This is a genomic window from Rhizobium sp. P2_G9, assembly GCF_056403475.1.
The window spans coordinates 125761-146785 of sequence record NZ_JBFUFK010000009.1; the positions used below are offsets into that span (position 1 = coordinate 125761).

The following is a 21025-nucleotide window of genomic DNA, read 5'->3' on the forward strand; positions in this document are numbered from 1 at the left end:
CGCGGCTCACGCTCTCGATCGCTATCGCAGCAACCAAGCTAGGAGATTACCGTGTCTACAAATATGCATCTTAAGATTGATTCGATTAAAGGCGAATCACGTGTTGAGGGTCACGAAGACGAGATCCAGATCGAAAGCTTCAGCTTTGGAATGTTCCAGCAGTCTTCGGTCACGCATGGTCATGGTTCGGGTGCCGGTCGCGTCGATGTGCGCGACATTGTTCTCACCAAGAATATCTGCAAGGCCGACGCGGCGCTGATGCAGTATTGCTGCAGCGGCAAGCCGATCGACACCGCCACCCTGATCTGCCAAAAGGCGGGTGGCGACAGCCCGGTGGACTATGTCAAGATCGTTCTGACCCAAGTGCTGGTCACCAGCCATTCGATCACCGGCGCGGAGAGCAGCGACACCGTGCATGTCGACCTGGCCCTCAACTTCGCGAGCTATGTCACGACATACACGCCCCAGTCGGCGCAGGGCACGGGCGAAGGTGATACGACCCAGGGTTGGGATATCGCCGCGAACAAGGCAGCCGCCTGATTTCCGATCGTTCGAAGCAAGACCGGCGGCAATTGCGCCGCCGGTGAAATCAGCCCGGTTGGGCTGAGCAATGTGAATGACGGGCGGCCAGGCTCTGCGTCGCTCCGGCGTTTCGACCGACGGGCCGTGTCCTCCAAGCTTCTTGCGCATGCCGTGAGCGGTGTCCGATACAGTCTTCGGTCGTGTTGGGATCTTTGGTCCGATGTTCGGCCACTGCCTGCGGCGAACTCGGCGGAAGTGAAGTGAAGACAGATGGCGGCTGAAAGCAGATATCAACTGTCCCTGTTCCAGAGGTTCCAGGAAAACTTCGAAGAGAAGACCGACCAGAACAAGCAGGAGGCCGCCATCGCTGCGGTTGGCCCCGAAATGCTGGTCGCGCAACGGCGCAGGAGCCTCGACGAGGCGGAACTGAAGCGCTCGATTGCTGAAAATGTCAGCCATATCGTCAATACGATCGACCTGCAGTCGGCGCTCGATGTCAGCTCTTACAGCTTTGTCCGCAAGTCGGTTCTCAACTTCGGCCTCTATGATTTCCATGGGCTCGCCAGCGAAGGGCAAAAGACCTCGCTGATCGAGCAGAATATCATGGCAGCCGTCACCTTTTACGAGCCTCGCATCATCAAGGAAACCCTTCGGCTGGAGCGGCAGAAAGTGGTCGATGACGTCGGCCAGCAGCTCGAACTGTCGCTCAGGGCGGATGTAAAGGCGCATCCGCTCGATTTCGAGATCGAGCTGACGGCAGAGGTCGATCTCTCGTCCGGCAAGATCCAGGTCACGAAAGGCGCATCCGTCGGATGAACCAGGAATTTCTCGAACTCTACGACCGCGAATTGAAGCTGCTCTATGAGCGCGGCAAGGAATTCGCTCAGGAATATCCGGAAATGGCCGGCCGTCTCGGCAACCTGACGGAGGAGCATGTCGATCCCCTGATCGGCGGGCTGTTGGAAGGCACCGCCTTCATGGCTGCGCGCGTGCAGCAGAAGTTGAAGAGCGAGTTCAGCCAGTTCACCGTCGAGCTGATCGAGCAACTGATGCCGGGCATCCTTGCGCCGACGCCGTCCTTCGCCCTGGTGCAGGCGCGCCCTGATGTATCGAATCCGGCCCTGATTGCCGGCACGAAATTGCCGGCAGGGAGCTACCTTGACGCCGAGTTCATGGAATCCAATCAAAGGGTCATCTGTCGCTACCGGATGGCGGACGGCCTGACGCTCTGGCCCTATCAGATCAGCAAGGCCGAGTATTTTGGCTCGGCGGCGGCACTGCAGTCGCGGGGTCTGGCACCCGCGCCCTCGGTCGCTGCCGGCATGGCGATCGAACTTGCCATGCCGGGCTGGGATGCACCGCCGAGCGGCAAGGCGAATGGCTTCAAGGTCAACAAGAGCACGCCGGATGTGTTGCCGATCTATTTGCTCGCGCCGGCGAGCGACGCCGGGTTGCTCTACGAGCAGTTGTTTTCCAAACTGCGACGCCTGTCGATTTCCTACAAAGACGAATTCGGCGACGCCAAGGTTCTGCCGCTCGGAAGCCTGGCCATCGAACCCGTCGGTTTCGAGCCGCACACCTCACTGTTCGGCTATGACGACCGCTTCTTCAGCGGCTTCAATCATTTGCGCGAGTTTTTCGCTTTTCCGGCCAAATATCTCGGCTTCCGCCTGCGTGGCCTCAAACAGCATCTCGCCAGGATTGACAGCGATCGCTTCGAAATCGTCTTCGAATTCGACAGTGTCGTGCCGCGGCTGATCTCGGTCGTCAACCCTGACGCTTTCGGCCTCTATGTCGTTCCCGCGGCCAATCTTTCGGAAGTGGTCTGCGCTCCCTTGCCGATGCGGACCGACGAGCATGAGCAAGCTGTTATCGTTGACCGCAGCCGGCCGCTCAACCATGAAATCTATCGCATACTGGACGTTGCGGCGCAATTTCCGCGCAACAAGGAAAGGGTGCAGGTCTATCCTCTCTACTCTGCCGCCAGCAACAACCTGAAGCTGTCAACCGCACTGTTCTATTCGAGCCGGCGGCTCGACCGGCGCAAGACGGACAAGGAACGGCGCGCCGGGCTCAGCAATACCTATCTCGGCACCGAAACCTTCCTCAGCCTCAAGGAACCGGCCGAGACGGTGGAGGCCGAACCGGTCAGGACCTTGCAGATCCGGGCGCTGGTGACCAACCGTCATCTCGCCGAGCGATTGACCGCGGCACGCGGCAAGGTGCGTTTCAAGCTGGTCGACAACACCACCATCCCTTTCGAGAGTGTGGCTGGGCCGACGCCGCCGCGCGAGTCGATCCTGCTTGGCTTGCAGCGCGGCAAGAGCGCCGAAACGGTGGGCAGCATGCTCTGGAAGCTGATTAGTTTCCTGCAGTTCAATCACATCGGCCTGGCCCTGCGCAGCAACAAGGACAGCGCCGCGGCATTGCGGGAATTGTTGATGCTTTTCGCCGATGTCGGCAACCCGACGATCGAACGGCGCATCCGCGGCATAACCGACGTGTCGACCCGGCCGCTGGTGCGGAAAATCCAGCAGGAAAACGGCTTCAACGTCGCTCGCGGCATGGAAGTGACGGTGACGTTCGACGAGGCGGCATTCGAAGGGCAGGGCGTGTTTCTGTTCGGTACGGTGCTCAAGAATTTCCTGTCGGAATATGCGTCGCTCAACAGTTTCACCGAGACGGTCATCGTCTCGAAACAGCGGCAACTTATCAAGCGTTGGGAGCATGTTATCGGCCAGCGCTCGCTCATTTGATAAGCCCGGAAATGGGCTTACGCCCCGAATAAAACAGCGCTGTCATGCGTCATCTAAGCAGCAGATAGCCAAAGTGAAGGGATGACCAGTCTAACCTCATTGCTGTCTTTGTTCCCGGCACGCACCGGTACAGATTGAGTAGACTGCGCTCCCATGAAGTTCTTGAACTGATGCTGAACCGGGTTATAATCTCGGCAAGGCGTAACCTAAGGAAGAGGTTAAGGCGATGCGAACCACATTCAGCTTGGCTTTTGCATTGGTCTGCGCAGCAAGTGTCGGCACTGCATTCGCAGGCGATGTGAAGACCTACACATCCGATGATGTCGTCAATTTCATGCTAGCCCAGAAGAAGGTGCTGGCCGACGCCAGGAAATCCGGCGCGACGCGCTCGGTCTGCATAGGCTCGGAGGAGGACTGCGGCGCCAAGACGCCGAAGGTGGCCGGTTTTGATCTGGTCGTCAATTTCGATATCGACTCTGCCAATCTTCGGCCGGAGTCGAAGGTAAACCTCCTGAAGGTGGCGGCCGCCATGAAGAATGCCGCGCTCGCCAGCGATGGTTTCCGCATCGAAGGGTTCACCGACGCGCTCGGCACTCCGAACTACAATCAAAGATTGTCAGAGCGGCGCGCCAAGTCGGTCGAACAGTTCCTCGCCGAGAACCATATCAGCGCCAAACGGATGCAGGCCGTCGGCTTTGGCGAGAAGCAGTTGCGCAACAGCGCAGATCCGTTTTCGGCTGAAAATCGCCGGGTCGAACTGAAGCTCAAGGCAGACTGAGCCCACATTGACCCAGGACGCATCGATGCTGCTGTCGCTATGTCTGACGCCCGTCACGGAGGATCGTCCGTGCGGGCCGGATTTGAGCGAGGAAGACGGCGAATATCTGAATTACACCATCACCGCTCCTGACCGCCTCCCCGGGAAATATGTTTCCCCGGGGACCGGTCAATTGTTCGATCCGGCGTCGATCAAGATCGCCGCGGAGGAGAAGCCGATCTTCTCCCTGCTCAAGCGCAGCAAGGACCTGCGGCTGATCGCGTTATTGGCGCAGTTCAGGATATTGAGCGGCGATCTCGGCGGTTTTGCCGAATGCCTGGAAGCGGCCGCCGAATTGCTCACGACATGGTGGGCGGACGTGCATCCCGCGCCCGACAATGGCGATGTCGAGATGCGCGAGCTCGCGCTCTCCGTGCTGAGCCATCCCGTGCGCGTGATCGCGCCGATCAACTATCTCCGCCTGTTCTACGACAGCAAGCTCGGTTATGTCATGCTCCGCCATTACCGGATCGCCGGCCGTCCCGAAATGGCCTATCCCGGCGAGGAGGTCCCGGCGCTCAACGACGTCACGAAGGCCGTGACCACCGAGGAGGTGCGTGAAGAGGTTGGGAACATCCTCGCCGATGCGGGGCGCTGCCGAGCGGCGCTTGCCACCATCCTCGAAATTTGGTCGACCAATGCGCCGAGTGCGCCACCGCCCAATGTCGCGGAAGTCGACAATGTTCTGGTGTCTCTCGAGACCTTCCTGAAACTGGGCGCTGGGCAGGGAAGGAAACCTACGGCCGGCGGTGCCGCGCCGGGTGCGGAGCAGAAAGCCGATGCGGCTTCCACAGAGCGTTCGGGCCTGATGCAGGCCGTCCGTTCGGTGTTCCGGACTGACCCGGAGCGTGCCAAGGCGCTCAAGATCAAAAGCCATGCCGAGGCAAAGGCGGTGCTTGTCCGGCTCGAAGAATATTTCCAGACCAGGGAGCCGTCCTCGCCCTCCGGCCTGCTGGTCCGGCAGGCCCGCATGCTCGTGGGGCGGCCGCTGATCGAGGCGCTGGAGGCCCTGGCACCCGCCAAGGTCGAGGCCATGATCATCCAGGTCGACAAGGCATCAGGCTTCAACCTCGGGGTGGCCAAGATCCGCGCCTTGAGCGCGTCGGATAATGCCGATACCCAGGCCTGGGAGACCAAAGCCTCGGCGTCCACGGTTCCGATCGAAAGCCGCGAGGACGTGTTCCTGGCGATCGAGACGGTCGAGGAATTTCTTTTCGAAACCGAGCCATCCAGCCCCGTCCCGATGCTGCTCTCGCAGGCGCGCTCATTCATGAGCAAGGACTTTGCCACGATCATGCGGGAACTGCTCGAGAAGCCCTGAAAGACCTGAGCTGTCTGCCGCACCATCTGCTTCCGATATCGGCCCGCCGATCCGGCGTCTTTGTGACAAGGCCGTGAAAATCAGCCTTTTCAGCCGCTTCTGCCGCACCGCCTCTTGTCTTCGCGGACGAAGGCGGCTATGCACCCCGCCACCTGAAGAAACCAATATGAGGACTATAGGACATGGCGATTGAACGCACCTTTTCGATGATCAAGCCGGACGCCACCAAGCGCAACCTGACGGGCGCTATCACGAAGATGCTCGAAGATGCCGGCCTGCGTGTCGTCGCCTCCAAGCGCGTCTGGATGAGCCGCCGCGAGGCCGAGGGTTTTTACGCCGTGCACAAGGATCGCCCGTTCTTCGGCGAACTGGTCGAGTTCATGTCCTCTGCTCCGACCATCGTGCAGGTGCTGGAAGGCGAGAACGCCATTGCCCGTAACCGCGAAGTCATGGGCGCCACCAACCCGGCCAACGCTGCCGAAGGCACCATCCGCAAGGTCCATGCACTCTCGATCGGCGAAAACTCCGTGCATGGCTCGGATGCTCCCGAGACTGCCAAGGAAGAGATTGCCTATTGGTTCTCCGGCACCGAAGTCGTCGGCTGAATCCAGTTCTGAGGCTGTTGCCTCAAGTCATTGGAAATTTTCAAGAACCGGGGCGCAGGCGCCCCGGTTTTTTGCTGCGGCACGATCTCGAAGCGGTATAGCGACGTATTGCGCAGGAATATTCCCTCGCCGGGAAAATACAGGCTGCTGTCGCAGAGCCGGTCGAGACGGCTGATGAAATCCGCCGCCAGGCGGTCCCTGAAGCCATCGTTCTTCTCCATGGCGATCAGCTTCAGCAATTGCGGTGCGTCGCCCTTGGCGTAAAGCAGGTCCGCGACCATTCCGCGCAATGCGAAATCCGTATCCAGGCCATCCGGCGCGCCATTGCCTCTGATCGCGACGGCCACTGCTCGCCATTTCGGCCAATCCGCCTTCAGCGTGTCGCTCGCCAGACCGGGTACGCCAGGAAATTCGCCACCTGCTCCCCTGAGCCAGGGCCCGATCGCCTCTGCCGCCAGCATCGTGTCGAGGATGTCGCCAACACTTCCCTGGAGGTAGTGTCGGCTGTTGATCCGCATCTGCTGCATTCTCTGCACCATCAGATGCGGATCATCCGCTGCGGATGCCGCCGCCAGCGCACGATAGCTCATCAGCCATCCCTGTTCGACGGGACCGTCGGGCCGGAGCGCGTGGCTGTCATAGGCGGCCTTGAGCTTGATCGCGGCGCGCGAGCCGTAGACCGGTTCGAACTTGAACTGCCCCAGATATTGGTAGATGAGGCTCGGCCCGGGCACGAGCCACGCCGCCGCCGCCGTTCTCTGTATGAACCGGCGCTGCATCGCTCCGTTGGCGCCGTTCTTGGGATTGGGCAAAGCCGCGTTCTCAAAGCGCATCGCGGAGAAGGTGATGAAGTTGCCCTCGAGGTGAAGATAGCCGAGCGTCTGGAAATGGCGTCGGAGGAAGCCAGTCCAGGCTTCGTAGCTGGGTAGGGATGCGTAGAGTTCTCCCGCCAGCACGATGGCGCCGGAGCGGTCGGCGATATCTGCGAGCCGCTGCCGTTCCGCGGGGCCAGCTTCGACGAACGGCAGGGCGAGCGGCAGCAGGGATCCTTGTTCGGGATGCGGAGAAACGCCCTTCGTCATATTGACCGCCAGATCGTACCGCCCTGCTTTGGCAAGCGACCGCATCAGGGTCAGGTCGAATGCGTTCGGATCGGCATCATGCATTCGGTTGCCGATCCTGAGCATCGCTTCATCATAGCTCGTCGTCGAAAGATAATAAGCAAAGGCAAATCCAGATGCGCCCGCCGCGCCTCCGCTGATCATGTGATCGAACATTGCCTCAATGGCCGGCGGACTCATCGGGGCGTAGTACATCTTGAGGAAGGCGGCATCGCGGGCATAGAAGCGTGCGACAGCCGGGTCGTGGGCGCCGAGATCCCGGAGCAGCACATCCGCCAGATTGACAATGGTGCCTTTGTGGGCGCAGGCCTTGGTCTGGGCTGCCGTCGCCGCGATCGGTGCGACGCAAAGGCCGACAAAGAGCAAAAAGGCCTTGAATTTCAATTCCATACTGGGGTCCTCGGGCACTTACGAGGGCCAAATCTAACACACGTATTGTTGGGGCTGACAGATGTGTTCAGGCAAAATGCTGAAAATGTCGCGGGCTTGATGTCTTCAGGGTTCACTGGGCCGGCTTCATATTCTCGTCTCAGCTTGCCTTGCATTTCTCCCGGAACTTGGTCGTGCCGTTCTTGTTGAAGGCATCGGGGTTCTTGTCATAGGCCGGGCCTTCGACCAGCGACTCCGCCGGCATGACAGTCTGGTCGAGCGTCGAGGTGAGCGTCGTGTCGAGCACCTGCAATTGCTTGCCATCGGGATCATTGAGCACGATATGGATCTTGTAGGGCTTGCCGGCCACAATGCAGCTGGCATCGGGACTTTCGATATCGATGCGCGACATTGCCGGAAACACTTTCTGCTCGCTGATCAGCGGCGCACCACCGGCCGGATTTTCGAACTCGACCCGGACGACGGAATTGTCCGGCGTCGCCTTCAGCCGGTTGAGGTTGAGCGCGTAATAGGCCTTGGCAAGGCGGATGTTGAAGATGAAGATTTTGCCCTGGACGGAAATATATTCGGTCGTCTCGCGCTGGCACGCGGACGAAAGCGCCAGCGCCATCAGGGCCGGCAACAGCAGCATCTTTCTCACCGCACACCTTCCTTCGTCCTGTGATAATAGAGCCGCGCCTTGGCGCGATTGCCGCAGACGGTCATGTCGCACCAGTTACGGCTGCGGTTGCGGCTTTTGTCGAGAAACAGCCATTCGCAGTTCGGGCAGATTTTCAGCCGCTCCCGCTCTTCCAGGCAGATCAGCTTCAGCGCCGAACGCGCCGTGGCAAGATCGACGGGGCAGGGTGACGGTGCCTCGGGATAGGCGCGGATCGTCTCGGCAACCCGTTCCAGCAGCTCCGCCATCTCCTGAGGGTCGTCTCGCCTCTCGGCGACGCGACGCCGGAAGAAGGCGTCGATCCTCTCCCTCAGCGCAATGAACGCTCCTCTGCGCTCCGGCGCCACCGTGGCAAAGCCGGGAAATTCCTCGCGTTCAGCCGAAAGCTTCTCAGCTGCATCGGCAAAAGCCTCGAACTGCGACGGCAAGGCAAAGCGGTCGGCGCGGCGCTTGTCGTCGAAGCGCATGATGACACTGTTGGCGACATCGAGCGCCAAGGCGCCGCCGGCAAAACGGTGAGGGGTCCAGATAAAGCTCATGCCGGAAATTATAACTGGTAAATCGCATTTTACCAGTTATAATTTTTGCATGATAGCCAGTGCCGATCTCGCCTATTTCCTGCAGCAATTGTTGAATGCCGCCCCCAATGCGGCGCTCTACGCCATGCTGGCCTTCGGCTATTCGCTGAGTTTCGGCCTGTCGCGCCGCGTCGATTTCACCCCTGGCGCGCTGTTTGCCTTCGCCGGCCAGCTCTTCGTCTACTTCACCGCCTTCGGCTATGACCGGCTGTGGCTGATCTACCCGGCAGCCTTGGGAGTAGGGGCGTTTGCCGCGATAGCCTATACGCTGCTCACTGCGTCACTGGTCGGTGACAAAGTCATCCGCCCACTTTCCTTCGTCTCGCCAAATGCCGTGATCATCGCGTCGCTGGCAGTGATGATCACGCTGATGGAGCTGGTGCGGATCGCGGTGAATGCCCATGATCTCTGGCTGTCGCCTTTCCTCAACGGCCGCATCGTCTTCTGGCAGCTCGCCGCCTTTCCGGTCATGCTGACCCAGATCCAGATCATCAACACGCTGACCATGGCCCTGATCGTGCTTGCTGCCTCGCTGTTCCTGGCGCGCAGTCCTCTCGGCCGCATCTGGCGCGCCGTCTGCGACGACGATCGTGCCGCCGAACTGCTGGGTATCAATTCTGGAAGCGTCGTGGTGATTGCCTCGCTGGTGACAGCAGCATTCTCGGCCGTGGCAGGCGTCATGGCGACCGGCTATTTCGGTTCGATGGATTTCGGCTCCGGCATGATGTTCGGCCTGAAAGTGGTGATGATCGCCGCCATCGGCGACCAATCCTCGCCGGCGAAATCGGCGGCGGGTGCTGCCGTGTTCGGCCTGGTGGAGACTTTCTGGGGTGCCTACATGGCCTATATGTGGCGCGATTTTGCGATGTTTTCGATGTTGGTGGCGTTGGCGGTGCTGCTGAGGCAGGAGAGGCGGATTTAGTGGCGGGACCATATGCGTACAGTCCCGTTGAAAGCTTCTTAGGCGGTGGGTTCGGCCATGGATGTTGGGCCGGCCCTCGAGCGGACAGAGGCCAACGATGTCCTCATCGCGCCACTAGCGGACAAGCTGAGACCATTAGCATGTTCGATCTTCAGGTTTCGACGATGTCGCCACCGCGCAGATACGGAAACCAGTCGGAGCGGAGCCGCTGCCCAGCTTGCATATCATGTCCCGGAAATGGCGGCGAAGTGCGGCCGGGGCGTTCGATATATCTCGCATCGTCGCCGACGAGGCGCAGCGAAAAGGCTCGACGGCGCAGACCGGATGAATTCCCGCGCGCTCCATGGAGCGTGAGAAAATTGAAAGCCACGGCGTCTCCGGGTTCCATCTCCCATTCACGGATCGTCATGCCTTCCGCGTCGGGATCGGGGACTGGCATGTATTCGCCCGGATCGGGATAGAAATTGGTCTCGGAAAGCCATCGTGTCGGCAGCACCTGCTTTTCCCAGAGATGGGAACCGGCCACACACCGAAGGCTCGCCTCTTTTACCCGATCGAGCGGCGACCAGAAACTGACAGTCTGTCTGCCCTCGACAAAATAATAGGGACCGTCCTGATGCCAGGGTGTCGGCTTGGAAGTCTGTGCTTCCTTGACCAACACATGGTCATGAAACATCTGGACGGTCTCGGACCGCATCAGCGCGGCAGCTGCTTCTGCAACAGCCGGCTGGCGGATCACATGTGCGAACTCGGGAATGCGCTCCCAATTGCAGTAGTCGTCGAAGAACCGGCCGCTGTCCCCCGGCTTGAGGTTTTCCGAAGCGTACGGTCCCGGTTCATCCATGTTGCGCTTGATGCCCGCACGCAGTTCCTCGACCCAAGGCTGAAGCAGGCCTTTGATCAGGACGACGCCGTCTCGCTGATAATCCTCGATGTTCTGGTCCGTAACGAGCGATGCCGACATAAGTGCCTCCGTGGTTCGATGTTGACAACAGTAGTTCGCGATTGCCATAAATTCTAATAATACTTCTTCATGCACGGTATCGCGAAATGTTATCCGTCACGCTTCGTCAACTCGAATATGTCACTGCCATCTGGCGGCACAGCGGTGTCTCGGCCGCAGCGGCGGCGCTCAACGTGTCCCAGCCCGCCTTGTCGGTCGCGCTCGGCCAACTTGAAGCGGAGTTGGGCAAGCCGCTGTTCTTTCGTCGATCGGGTGGACCGATGATCCCCACATCTTTCGGGCGTAACTTCCTGGAAGGTGCGTCCAGGATCGTCGACGACACGGAACGTCTGATGACAGGCGGTGTCGCCGAAACCGGACAGCCTGTCGTTCTCGGCTTCTTCCAAGACCTCGCGCCGCTTTTGCTCGCGCCAGTCCTTTCACATCTTGGAAGGGTTTTGCCCGACATCCATATACATCCGCTGCTTGGCGACTTTGAGGATGTTTCGTCAGGATTGGGAAAATCGGGGCGCATGGACTTTGCAATTACATACGACCTCGGCCTCGATGACGCCTATATCCGAAGTGAACTCCTCCGCTTGCCAATTCAGGCGGTGGTGTCTGCGGATCACCCGTTTGCGCATGCCGGAGCAGCGACGATGGCGGAGGTTGCCTCTGCGCCGATCATCGTCACCGACCAGGGTTTAAGCAAGGCCCATATGTTGCGGGTGTTCAGCGAACGAGGTCACCGGCTCTCGATTGTACATATGGCTGGCACGATGGAGACGATGCGAAGCCTTGCCGCCAATGGACTGGGGGTCGGGCTTTCCTATACGCGGCCGAAGTCCGAGATTACCTATGACGGCAAGGCGGTCCGGCAGGTGCCGATCACCGACGCAGCCGTCACCGAACCGATCATACTGGTCTCCCATCGAGACAATGCTCTGTCGGGCAACGCCGAGAGGACGCGCGATGCCATCATGGGGATGGTTCTTGAATTGTGATAGCGCCGATTCAACGGGTTTGGGCCAAGATGACGGCACGATCGAATGGCGGCTTAGGGCCACACGCCGTCATCTGGCGCTGGCTAACTTGTCGCCTGGCCTTCGGCGAAATCACTCTTCTTCTGCGAGGCTGTAGATATATCCCCGCGCACCCAGCATGGAAAGCGTCTGCGGCATCAGACCCATGCCTTCATTGACGCTCCCTAGAAGCAGTCCAGCAAAGATATGGCCCTTGTAGCGCCTGGCAATATCCTGCCAGATCTGAAGGTCACCGCTGAGATCGACCAGCAGCGTGTTGATCTGCCGATCGAGATCGCCCGGAGTGAGCTGGCCGGCATTCAATATCCAGATGCCGCTCCGAGCGATGAATTCCCTTCCCTTCGGCGTCTGCCGGATCGATCCCTTGCGAGCGCTGGTGCTGGGTTCTGCACCGAGCTTGCTCGATAACTCATCCGGATCGAGATCATCGCCAGTGAAGCGAAGGGATGCGGCCGTGCTGTGGAGTTCACCCACGTGGCCTATTCCCACTTCCGGACGGCCGTGTCATCCGCATCCTTCGCGCTGACCCAGGCACCTTCGGCGCCGCCAACTGCATGTTCCTTCTTCCAGAACGGTGCCGACGTTTTCAGGAAATCCATGACGAAATTGGCGGCATCGAAGGCCGCCTGGCGATGGCTCGATGCTGCGACGACCAGGACGATATTTTCGCCTGGCACGATCTTTCCGTAACGATGGATCGCCGTCAGTCCCTTGAGCGGCCAGCGCTCGGCCGCAAGCTGGCAGACGCGCACAATTTCGGACTCCGCCATGCCAGGATAATGTTCGAGTTCCAGCGCCGAGAGCCGCCCGTCCTCGTCGCGGCAGAGGCCGGTGAAGGTTACGACTGCACCGATATCGTGCCGCCCGGTCGTGATCCGCGCCGTCTCGGCGGCGATGTCGAAATCCTCCGCCTGCACCCGGACATGCGGTTCGAGGCTAGACATCTCAGCCGCCCGTCATCGGCGGGAAGATGCCGATTTCGCGCGCCCCGGCAATCCGTTCATCCTGTTCGGCATGTTCCTGGTCGATTGCGACGCGGATCACCCTGTCGTGTTCCAGCGCAAGTTCATATTCTTCGCCGAGCGTCTTGAGATGAGTGAGCAAATCACCCACGGTCAGCACGCTCGGCGGCAGTTCGATCGTCTCGCCGGACTTGCCGATCCGTTCGCGCACCCAGGCGAAATAAACCAAGTCGACCTTCATTCGTCTTCATCCACAATATGCTTGAGCCCGGCGCGAAAATAGTCATAGCCGGTATACATGGTCAGGATCGCCGCGATCCAGAGCAGGATGATGCCGATCAGTGTCGCATGCGGCAGCACTTTGTCGCCTGCGGGGCCGGCGAGCAGAAAGCCGATGGCGACCATCTGCGCCGTGGTTTTCCACTTGGCGATCCGGGTCACCGGTACGGAAACCTTGAGTGCTGCCAGATATTCGCGCAGGCCTGAAACCAGGATTTCGCGGCAGAGAATGATGATCGCCGCCCAGAGCGACCAGCCGGCAATCGTGCCGTCGGCAGCGATGAGCAGCAACACGGCCGACACCAGCAGCTTGTCGGCGATCGGATCGAGCATCTTGCCGATATTGGAAGTCTGCTTCCAGATGCGTGCCAGGTAGCCGTCGAGGAAATCGGTGATCGAGGCCACTGCAAATAGGCCGAGGGCGGTCCAGCGGGCAAAATCCGTGCTCTGCAGCGAACCTTCGATATAGAAGCACAGAACGATCAGCGGCACGGCGATGATCCGGCCATAGGTCAGCATATTCGGGATGTTATAAGCGCGCTTTGCCATGTGTTCTGTCTTAGACTCGCAATTGCTACCAGATGATGGCTTCAGGCAATGAAGGTCAAGCCCGGCCGGGCGCGCGCTCCCCTCGCGGGCAAAATAGGCAGGCGCGCGTTCGCTTTCAAATGCATTTGCGTCAAGAATCATGTTTTTTTGCCGGTGACTCCAGATTCGCACAATTAGGGCTCCGGCAACTTGTTTCGCGTAGAATCATAACGCGCCCGTGGGATATGGCGCTGAGGGAAAACAATGAAATTGGTTCTGGCTGGGCTGACCGCTTGTCTTGTCGCGTCATCGGGAATGGCGCATGCCGGTGATGCCCTGTCGTTCGACAAATATTGGCTAACGCCGACTGTCAGCACGCTCGGTGTCGGCATCGAAGGGGGTTACCGCTGGAACGAATATTGGGGCGGTCGCCTCAGCCTCAATGGCGGTGCCTTCGACTATGTCTACCACGACAAGGATGCCGACCTGCACAACCATGTCTCGTTGTTGAGCGCCGGCGCGACGGCCGATTACTATCCCTTCGCCGACGATTTCCGCGTCTCCGCCGGTGTGCGGCTGTCGGACAGCAAGGTTAATGGCCGGATGAAGAACCTCGTCAAGCGCGGCAAGCATTTCAGCATCGTCATCGACGATCCGCTGACCACCTACACGGCGCGCCAGAATGCCATCCAGCCCTATCTCGGCATCGGCTATTCCGCCCAGATTAACGAGCGCACCTCGCTCAGTTTCGATCTAGGCGCGCTCTATGCCGGCTCGCCAAGCCTGAGCGTCGATTCGCATGCTGAAAAATTCGGTTTCACCAAAGGCCAGATCGACCGCGAGATCGACCGTGAACGCGACCGCATCTCCAAGTTTACCTTTTATCCCGTCGCGCAGATCGGTTTGAACTTCCGCTTCTGACCGACGCTGACGGACTTCAGGCTTCCTCCGCTCTATCTCCCTGACCGTCCGGTCTAATCGCGGGGGCGTGGGCCTATGTCCTTTGTCGCGATCGCCTCCAGGGCCGGTCGCTCGCTCCGCATTTCATCAATACTTTTTTAACCTTGCCCCTGTGGATAGCGTTGACTACGGAACATTAATAGAACATATAAGAAACATAACGGAACTGGAGGCAGAAATGAGCGAATTTCTTCGTGATATGGCAGCATTTACCTCGGTCGTCATGTTTGTGGCGAGCTTCGCCGTCGTGATGATGTCGTTCTGATCCTGTGGGGAAAATGCGCCGTTGCCCGGCCCAAGCTGGCATAGGACGATGGCACCCGCTACATTGGAGAGGAATGGATTCTCTTATGGTGCGGCATGGAACAGATGGACACGATCAGCGCCCTTTCAGGCCTTGCGGAAAGCCCGCAATTCGTTCATCTGAGGATCCATTCCGCCTATTCGCTTCTTGAAGGCGCCCTGCCGGTCAAGAAGATCATCGCCAAGGCCGTCGCCGACCAACAGCCGGCGCTCGGTCTGACCGATACCAACAACCTGTTTGCCGCATTGGAATTCTCCAAGACTGCCTCGGGCGAGGGGCTGCAGCCGATCATCGGCTGCCAGCTGTCGATCGATTTCGAGGAAGAGGCGTCAGATGAGCGCAACGGACGGACCCAGCAGCCGAAAAAGCTGCCGGCGCTCGTGCTGCTTGCGGCGACCACTGAAGGCTACCAGCACCTGTCCGAGCTGGTAAGCCGCGCCTATATGGAAGGCGAGGGGCATGCCTCGATCCATATCAAGCGCTCCTGGCTCGGCGATCACATGCCGGGCGTCATCGCACTCACCGGGGCGGCAACCGGCCCGGTCGACATGGCGATGCGCGACGGCAACACGGCGGTCGCCGAACGCCGCCTGCAGCTGTTGATGCAGCTCTTCGGCGACAGGCTCTATATCGAGCTGCAGCGGCACGGCGCCTATGACAGGCAGCATGAGGCGAAGATGCTCGATCTCGCCTATCGCCTCGAGCTGCCCATCGTCGCCACCAATGAGCCGTTCTTCCCGACGGTGCAGGATTTCGAAGCGCATGACGCGCTGATGGCCGTGGCGCAAGGCACACTGGTATCGGACGACAATCGCTTCCGCCTGACCCCGGATCATTATTTCAAAAGCCGCAAGGAAATGGCCGCTCTGTTCGCCGATCTGCCCGAGGCGATCGAGAACACGATCGAGATCGCCCGCCGCTGCTCCTTCCTGCTGAAATCCGTCTCGCCCATCCTGCCGCGGTTTACCGGTGGCACAGGCGATGCGGAGGCAGCCGAGAAGGCGGAATCCGACGAGTTGAATCGTCAGGCCTGGGAAGGTCTCAACCACCGCCTCGCCTCCATCGGTCTCGCGGCCGGCTATAGCGAGGACGATTATCGCAAGCGGCTGGAATTCGAGCTCGGCATTATCGAGAAGATGAAATTCCCAGGCTACTTCCTGATCGTCGCGGACTTTATCAAATGGGCCAAGGCCCATGACATTCCGGTCGGCCCGGGCCGCGGTTCGGGTGCAGGCTCGCTGGTCGCCTACGCGCTGACGATCACCGATATCGATCCGCTACGCTTCTCGCTGCTGTTCGAGCGCTTCCTCAATCCCGAACGCGTGTCGATGCCGGACTTCGACATCGACTTCTGCCAGGATCGCCGCGAAGAGGTGATCCGCTATGTCCAGGCCAAGTATGGCCGCGATCAGGTGGCGCAGATCATCACCTTCGGTTCGCTGCAGGCGCGTGCCGCACTGCGCGACGTCGGCCGCGTGCTCGAAATGCCCTATGGCCAGGTCGACCGCATCTGCAAGCTCGTGCCCAACAACCCGGCCAATCCGACGCCGCTTTCCAAGGCGATCGAGGAAGAACCGAAGCTGAAGGAAGAGGCGGAAAAGGAGCCGGTCGTCGCCCGCCTGCTCGACATCGCCCAGAAGATCGAGGGCCTTTACCGCCACGCGTCCACCCATGCGGCTGGCATCGTCATCGGCGACCGGCCATTGGCGAAACTCGTGCCGCTCTATCGCGATCCACGCTCCGACATGCCAGTCACCCAGTTCAACATGAAATGGGTGGAGCAGGCAGGCCTAGTGAAATTCGACTTCCTCGGCCTGAAGACGCTGACCGTGCTCAAGGTCGCGGTCGATTTCATCGCCAAGCACAATGTCCATATCGATCTCTCGGCTTTGCCGCTCGACGACAAGCTGACCTATGAAAAGCTGTCGAGGGGCGAAACGGTCGGCGTGTTCCAGGTGGAAAGCGCGGGCATGCGCAAGGCGCTGCTCGGCATGAAGCCGGACTGCATCGAGGACATTATCGCCCTGGTGGCGCTCTACCGCCCAGGCCCGATGGAGAACATCCCGGTCTATAATGCCCGCAAGCACGGTGAGGAAGAGATCGAATCCATCCATCCGACGATCGATTACCTGCTCAAGGAGACGCAGGGGGTCATCGTCTACCAGGAACAGGTGATGCAGATCGCCCAGGTCCTGTCGGGCTATTCGCTCGGCGAAGCCGACCTGCTGCGCCGCGCCATGGGCAAGAAGATCAAGGCCGAGATGGACCAGCAGCGCGCGCGCTTCGTCGAGGGCGCGGTGGCCAACAAGGTGCCCAAGGCCCAGGCCGACGTGATTTTCGATCTGCTCGCCAAATTCGCCAATTACGGCTTCAACAAATCGCATGCGGCCGCTTATGCGGTCGTCTCCTATCAGACGGCCTATCTCAAGGCGCATTATCCGGTGGAATTCCTGGCGGCGTCGATGACGCTCGACATGGCCAACACCGAAAAGGTCAACGACTTCCGCCAGGATGCCAAGCGGCTCGGCATCAAGGTCGTGCCGCCGTCGGTACAGACCTCGTTCCGCCAGTTCGAGACCGGCGACAACTGCATCTACTTCTCGCTCGCCGCAATCAAGGGCGTCGGCGAGGCTGCCGTCGAGCACATCGTTGCCGCCCGCGGCGAAAAACCCTTCGCCAGCCTGGAGGATTTCTGCCTCCGGACAGACCCGAAGCTAATCAACCGACGTGTCTGGGAAAGCCTGATCTCGGCCGGCGCCTTCGATTGCTTCGGCATCGACCGGGCGCTCCTGGTCGGCAATCTCGACCGGGTGCTGGGTTATACGCAGAAGGCTGCGTCCGACAAGGTGAGCGGCCAGATCGACATCTTCGGCAATGCCGCGAGCGGGCCGGAAAAGATCACATTCCAGCCCACCACGCCCTGGATGCCGTCCGAAAAGCTGATGCGCGAATTCCAGGTCCTCGGCTTCTACCTGACGGCCCATCCGCTCGATGCTTATGTCAAAACGCTGGAAAAGCTGCGCGTCCAGACCTTCGCCAATTTCGCCAATGCGGTGAAGCAGGGCAAGGCGCCGGGCCGGCTGGCCGGCACGGTGACCAGCAAGCAGGAGCGCAAGACCCGTACCGGCAATAAGATGGGCATCATCGCCTTCTCGGATTCATCGGGTCAGTACGAAGCGGTGATGTTCTCCGAAACCCTGGCGCAATACCGCGATATGCTCGAACCCGGCAAATCCTTCATCATCGGCGTTGAAGCCGACGAACGCCCGGAAGGCATCGGGCTCCGAATCCAGACCGTCCAGTCGCTGGAAGAAAAGTCGGTGCAATTGCAGAAGGCGATGCGCGTCTTCCTGCGCGATTCCACGCCGATCCGGACAGTCGCGACGCATCTCAACGCCAAGGGTGAGGGCCTAGTCTCCTTCATCATCATCAAGGATAGCGGCAAGAAGGAGATCGAGGTGGAGCTGTCGGAGAAATACCGGATTTCCCCGGAGATCGCCGCAGCACTCAGGGCCAGTCCCGGCGTTGTTGATGTGGAACTGGTGTAGTCCGGCTAAGCCTGCCGTTTGATCCTGGATCTCAGGCGTCTGCCTCTGCGTCCGCATGACGGGTGGCGAATAGCGCTGCCGCAGCCAGGACCATGACGCCGCCGGCGACCGCGATCGCAGCGCGGAAATCGACGAGACTGGCAATGATGCCGATGCCGGTATTGGCGGCGAGCGAGCCAAGGAACAGGCTGTTCATGTAAAGCGACGTCGCCCGCCCGACGCGACCCCTGGCAAAGCCCTGGATGAATGTCACCGCAACGCCGGCGAACTGGCCGAAATAGAGTCCTTCGAGCAGAGCGCCGACCACCATATGTGCCATGCTGTTGGTCTCATGCAGAACCGCAAAGGCTACCAGCCCCAAGCCCGTGGAAAGATAGAGCGCGTTGCGGCGGCCGATGCGCATCATGACCATCGGCGATGCGAGGATCGCAATCACTTCGCCCGTGCATTTCAGCGTCAGCGACAGGCCGGGGGCATAGACGGGCAGATGCGCTTCTTCCGTGTAGAACAGCGGCAGCGCGCCCGAACAGAGCACATGGGCGATGTTGAACAGGAAGCAGACGAAAGCGGCGAGCCAGAGCGGCTTGTTGTCGAACCAGCCCTCGCGCGAACCGTCCTCGCGCAAAGCGATATGCCGGCGCGGCCCGCAAAAATCATGCGGCACGGTGAAGAAAGACGTCGCGCTGCCGATCAGCGACAGGATGAAGACGAACTTGAAGACGGCGAGATTGCCGAAATGCGCCGCGATCAGATAGGAGGCCGCCGGCCCGAACATCCAGCCGAGCGAGGTCATCATCCGCACCCGCGCATTGTAACGCGTGAGGTCGAGGCCGAAATGTTCGCCATAGAGCCGGCCAAGGCTGAACATGGTCGATATGCCGGTGCTTGCCAGCGCGATGCCCGGACCGACGACAACCAGCAGCAACCAATAGGATTGCACCACGCAGAGCACGCCGCTCGCCACGACCAGACCGAGGCTGGCGCCGAAGACCAGCGGAAAGATCGGCTTGCTGCGGTCGACCATCTCGCCGAACAGCCGGTTGCCGATCATGATGAAAATGCTGGTGACGACGGAATAGAGGCTGATATGCCAGGGCTTCATGCCGAGCTGATCGACGATGAAATAGCTCATGAACGGGATGATCGACGAATTGGCGAGCGAGCAGACGAACAGCGAGATCAGGATGAGCTGCGCAGGTCGCCTGTCGGCGGCGGACATATCGGAAATGGCATGCGTCATGGCATCATGGCCCGGCCGATCAGGCGTGATCGCCTGGCGGAAGGACCCTCAACGTGAATCGGGAATAGTGTGAGGCTAACAGAGCCTTTGCTGCGCCGAAAGCCGGCAATTAATCAAATAGTCTTACAAATTGAAAAGGTCGCCTGATAAAGGCGACCTCCGGGATTCAGGCCGCGTTCTGTCGAACGCGACAGTATCGGATCAATTGACGTAATGGCCGATCTCGTCATCGGAATCGCTGGCGCCGAGATTGTCCTGGTAGCTGTTGTCGCTATAGGATGTGTCGCGGGTGACCGTGATGAAGTCGGTGCCGTCGCCGGTTTTGCTCTCCGTGCCGGTGTCGGTGATCGTGATCGACGAGCCGTTGCCCAGCATGGTTTCGATGCGGGCGCGGACCGAGTCAGGAATGGTCACGCGGGCATAGGCCTGTTCGGCGGCATCGGGCGCCTGGGCATCGCCATAGCGCACGATGCCCAGCCGTTTGGCCGTCTTGTTGGGAATGTAGTTGTCCAGCGTCACGCCGACCCAGTCGGCGCTGTTCTGCGCCATGTTGACATGCACGGCCTCGATAAAATGCGTGCCGAGCGCCAGGCTCGGTTCGGCGATGTCCACCGGTGCGTCGAAGACCGGCTTGAAGTTGCGTCGCACATAAAGCCAGCCGGTCGGCTGATTGCGGTTCAGCACCTTGTAGATCGAAGCGACGAATTTCGGCGTCATCGTACCGGTCTGCTTCTGGCTATGGATGGCTTGATAGGTCTTGATCGCGGTGCGTGTCTGGTCGCCGAGATAGCCATCCGCATCGCCGACATCGTAGCCGAGCTGCGCCAGCATCTGTTGCACCGCCATCGTCCTGGATTGCTGCGAGGGCCGGGTGATCAGGACCTTGACCGGGTCGATGTCCTTCGGCAGCGTCGCCACGGCGGTGGCGCCGAGCTTCGGCAGGGTCTCGTTCATCGCCACTTCAGTGCCCGGATTTACCGATATCGTCGGCCTGAGGTCGGCATCGCTCATCGTCTGCGGATCCGGCTGGGAGTAGCGCGGCTTGAAGAGATCGGCCGTCTGCATGGCATGCGGGGTCAGTTCTCGCTCGGTGATCACCACGTGGAAGCCGCGATTGGTCATGTCCCACAGCTGGCGGGCAAATTTGCCGGGCATGCGCACGCAGCCATGCGAGGCCGGATAGCGCGGCACGGAGTTCGATTCATGCAGCGCCACGCCATCCCAGGTGATCCGCTGCATGAACGGCATCGGCGCCGATTCATAGAGATTGGAATTGTGCATGATGCTCTTCTCGATGATCGAGAAAATGCCCGACGGCGTGGTGTGGCCCGGCTTGCCGGTCGAAATATGACTGGTGGCCACCACCTGGTCGCCATCATAGACGACAAGCGTCTGCGTATCCTTCGAAACGAAAATCTGCAACGGATCGAGCGTCTCAGCGCTCGCGCCCGTGCCAAAAAGAGCCGTCGTCGCCAAGGCGATGCGGAAAGAAAGACGTGCAAGCATGATTGTCCCCACGCTATACGGT

General features: G+C 60.1%; 20 protein-coding genes. 10 read left to right on the forward strand and 10 right to left on the reverse strand.

The window, feature by feature from the left end; translation table 11 throughout:
- Positions 1-51 precede the first annotated feature (51 nt).
- The 6 genes from AC1DYF_RS09755 (at position 52) to ndk (ending at position 6021) form a co-directional block, all read left to right on the forward strand.
- A complete protein-coding gene (locus AC1DYF_RS09755; RefSeq protein ID WP_477876516.1) occupies positions 52-540 on the forward strand; it encodes an Hcp family type VI secretion system effector in 489 nt (162 codons plus the stop codon).
- Between the two features lie 252 nt (positions 541-792).
- Positions 793-1338, forward strand: a complete 546-nt coding sequence (tssE, locus tag AC1DYF_RS09760) for a type VI secretion system baseplate subunit TssE (protein WP_477876517.1) — start codon at positions 793-795, stop codon at positions 1336-1338.
- A complete protein-coding gene (gene tssF / locus AC1DYF_RS09765) occupies positions 1335-3278 on the forward strand; it encodes a type VI secretion system baseplate subunit TssF (protein ID WP_477876518.1) in 1944 nt (647 codons plus the stop codon). The genes tssE and tssF overlap by 4 nt, the downstream gene beginning before the upstream one ends.
- Positions 3279-3504: 226 nt before the next feature.
- A complete protein-coding gene (locus AC1DYF_RS09770) occupies positions 3505-4056 on the forward strand; it encodes an OmpA family protein (protein ID WP_477876519.1) in 552 nt (183 codons plus the stop codon).
- A gap of 25 nt (positions 4057-4081) precedes the next feature.
- Positions 4082-5416: a type VI secretion system protein TssA gene (locus AC1DYF_RS09775; RefSeq protein ID WP_477876520.1), complete on the forward strand. Its 1335-nt coding sequence runs from the start codon at positions 4082-4084 to the stop codon at positions 5414-5416.
- 182 nt (positions 5417-5598) lie between these two features.
- Positions 5599-6021, forward strand: coding sequence for a nucleoside-diphosphate kinase (ndk, locus tag AC1DYF_RS09780; RefSeq protein ID WP_477876521.1), 423 nt, complete (start codon positions 5599-5601; stop codon positions 6019-6021).
- On the opposite strand, the gene AC1DYF_RS09785 is transcribed toward ndk, so the two are convergent.
- The 3 genes from AC1DYF_RS09785 to AC1DYF_RS09795 form a co-directional block, all read right to left on the reverse strand.
- Positions 5988-7532, reverse strand: coding sequence for a hypothetical protein (locus tag AC1DYF_RS09785; protein ID WP_477876522.1), 1545 nt, complete (start codon positions 7530-7532; stop codon positions 5988-5990). The two genes, ndk and AC1DYF_RS09785, sit on opposite strands and share 34 nt — an antisense overlap.
- Before the next feature lie 139 nt (positions 7533-7671).
- The gene (locus tag AC1DYF_RS09790; protein ID WP_477876576.1) at positions 7672-8163 is read right to left on the reverse strand and encodes a hypothetical protein; all 492 of its coding nucleotides are present in this window, start codon (positions 8161-8163) and stop codon (positions 7672-7674) included.
- Positions 8164-8168: 5 nt separating this feature from the next.
- On the reverse strand, positions 8169-8729 hold the full coding sequence (locus tag AC1DYF_RS09795) for a CGNR zinc finger domain-containing protein (protein WP_477876523.1): 561 nt from the start codon (positions 8727-8729) through the stop codon (positions 8169-8171).
- A gap of 49 nt (positions 8730-8778) precedes the next feature.
- On the opposite strand from AC1DYF_RS09795, the gene AC1DYF_RS09800 reads away from it, so the two are divergent.
- Complete coding sequence (locus AC1DYF_RS09800) at positions 8779-9690, forward strand: branched-chain amino acid ABC transporter permease (RefSeq protein ID WP_477876524.1); 912 nt, start codon at positions 8779-8781, stop codon at positions 9688-9690.
- A 151-nt stretch (positions 9691-9841) separates the two neighbouring features.
- Here AC1DYF_RS09800 and AC1DYF_RS09805 read toward each other — a convergent pair whose 3' ends face one another.
- Positions 9842-10654, reverse strand: a complete 813-nt coding sequence (locus tag AC1DYF_RS09805; protein ID WP_477876577.1) for a phytanoyl-CoA dioxygenase family protein — start codon at positions 10652-10654, stop codon at positions 9842-9844.
- Between the two features lie 86 nt (positions 10655-10740).
- Between AC1DYF_RS09805 and AC1DYF_RS09810 the strand changes: the two genes are divergently transcribed.
- Positions 10741-11637 (forward strand): LysR family transcriptional regulator, encoded by an 897-nt coding sequence (locus tag AC1DYF_RS09810; RefSeq protein ID WP_477876525.1) that lies wholly within the window; start codon positions 10741-10743, stop codon positions 11635-11637.
- A gap of 111 nt (positions 11638-11748) precedes the next feature.
- Here the strand turns inward: AC1DYF_RS09810 and AC1DYF_RS09815 are convergent, their stop codons facing one another.
- The 4 genes from AC1DYF_RS09815 to pgsA are packed head-to-tail and all read right to left on the reverse strand — an operon-like array spanning position 11749 to position 13466.
- A complete protein-coding gene (locus AC1DYF_RS09815) occupies positions 11749-12150 on the reverse strand; it encodes a DUF4279 domain-containing protein (protein ID WP_477876526.1) in 402 nt (133 codons plus the stop codon).
- A 5-nt stretch (positions 12151-12155) separates the two neighbouring features.
- Positions 12156-12620, reverse strand: coding sequence for a molybdenum cofactor biosynthesis protein MoaE (locus AC1DYF_RS09820; protein ID WP_477876527.1), 465 nt, complete (start codon positions 12618-12620; stop codon positions 12156-12158).
- A 1-nt stretch (position 12621) separates the two neighbouring features.
- Positions 12622-12879, reverse strand: a complete 258-nt coding sequence (moaD, locus tag AC1DYF_RS09825) for a molybdopterin converting factor subunit 1 (protein WP_477876528.1) — start codon at positions 12877-12879, stop codon at positions 12622-12624.
- Positions 12876-13466: a CDP-diacylglycerol--glycerol-3-phosphate 3-phosphatidyltransferase gene (pgsA, locus tag AC1DYF_RS09830; protein ID WP_477876529.1), complete on the reverse strand. Its 591-nt coding sequence runs from the start codon at positions 13464-13466 to the stop codon at positions 12876-12878. Before pgsA ends, moaD begins: the two co-directional genes overlap by 4 nt.
- A 243-nt stretch (positions 13467-13709) precedes the next feature.
- Between pgsA and AC1DYF_RS09835 the strand changes: the two genes are divergently transcribed.
- Positions 13710-14366 (forward strand): hypothetical protein, encoded by a 657-nt coding sequence (locus AC1DYF_RS09835; protein WP_477876530.1) that lies wholly within the window; start codon positions 13710-13712, stop codon positions 14364-14366.
- A gap of 408 nt (positions 14367-14774) precedes the next feature.
- On the forward strand, positions 14775-18257 hold the full coding sequence (dnaE, locus tag AC1DYF_RS09840; protein ID WP_477876531.1) for a DNA polymerase III subunit alpha: 3483 nt from the start codon (positions 14775-14777) through the stop codon (positions 18255-18257).
- A 31-nt stretch (positions 18258-18288) separates the two neighbouring features.
- Here dnaE and AC1DYF_RS09845 read toward each other — a convergent pair whose 3' ends face one another.
- A complete protein-coding gene (locus AC1DYF_RS09845; protein WP_477876532.1) occupies positions 18289-19497 on the reverse strand; it encodes an MFS transporter in 1209 nt (402 codons plus the stop codon).
- A gap of 201 nt (positions 19498-19698) precedes the next feature.
- Complete coding sequence (locus tag AC1DYF_RS09850) at positions 19699-21003, reverse strand: L,D-transpeptidase family protein (protein ID WP_477876533.1); 1305 nt, start codon at positions 21001-21003, stop codon at positions 19699-19701.
- Positions 21004-21025 lie beyond the last annotated feature (22 nt).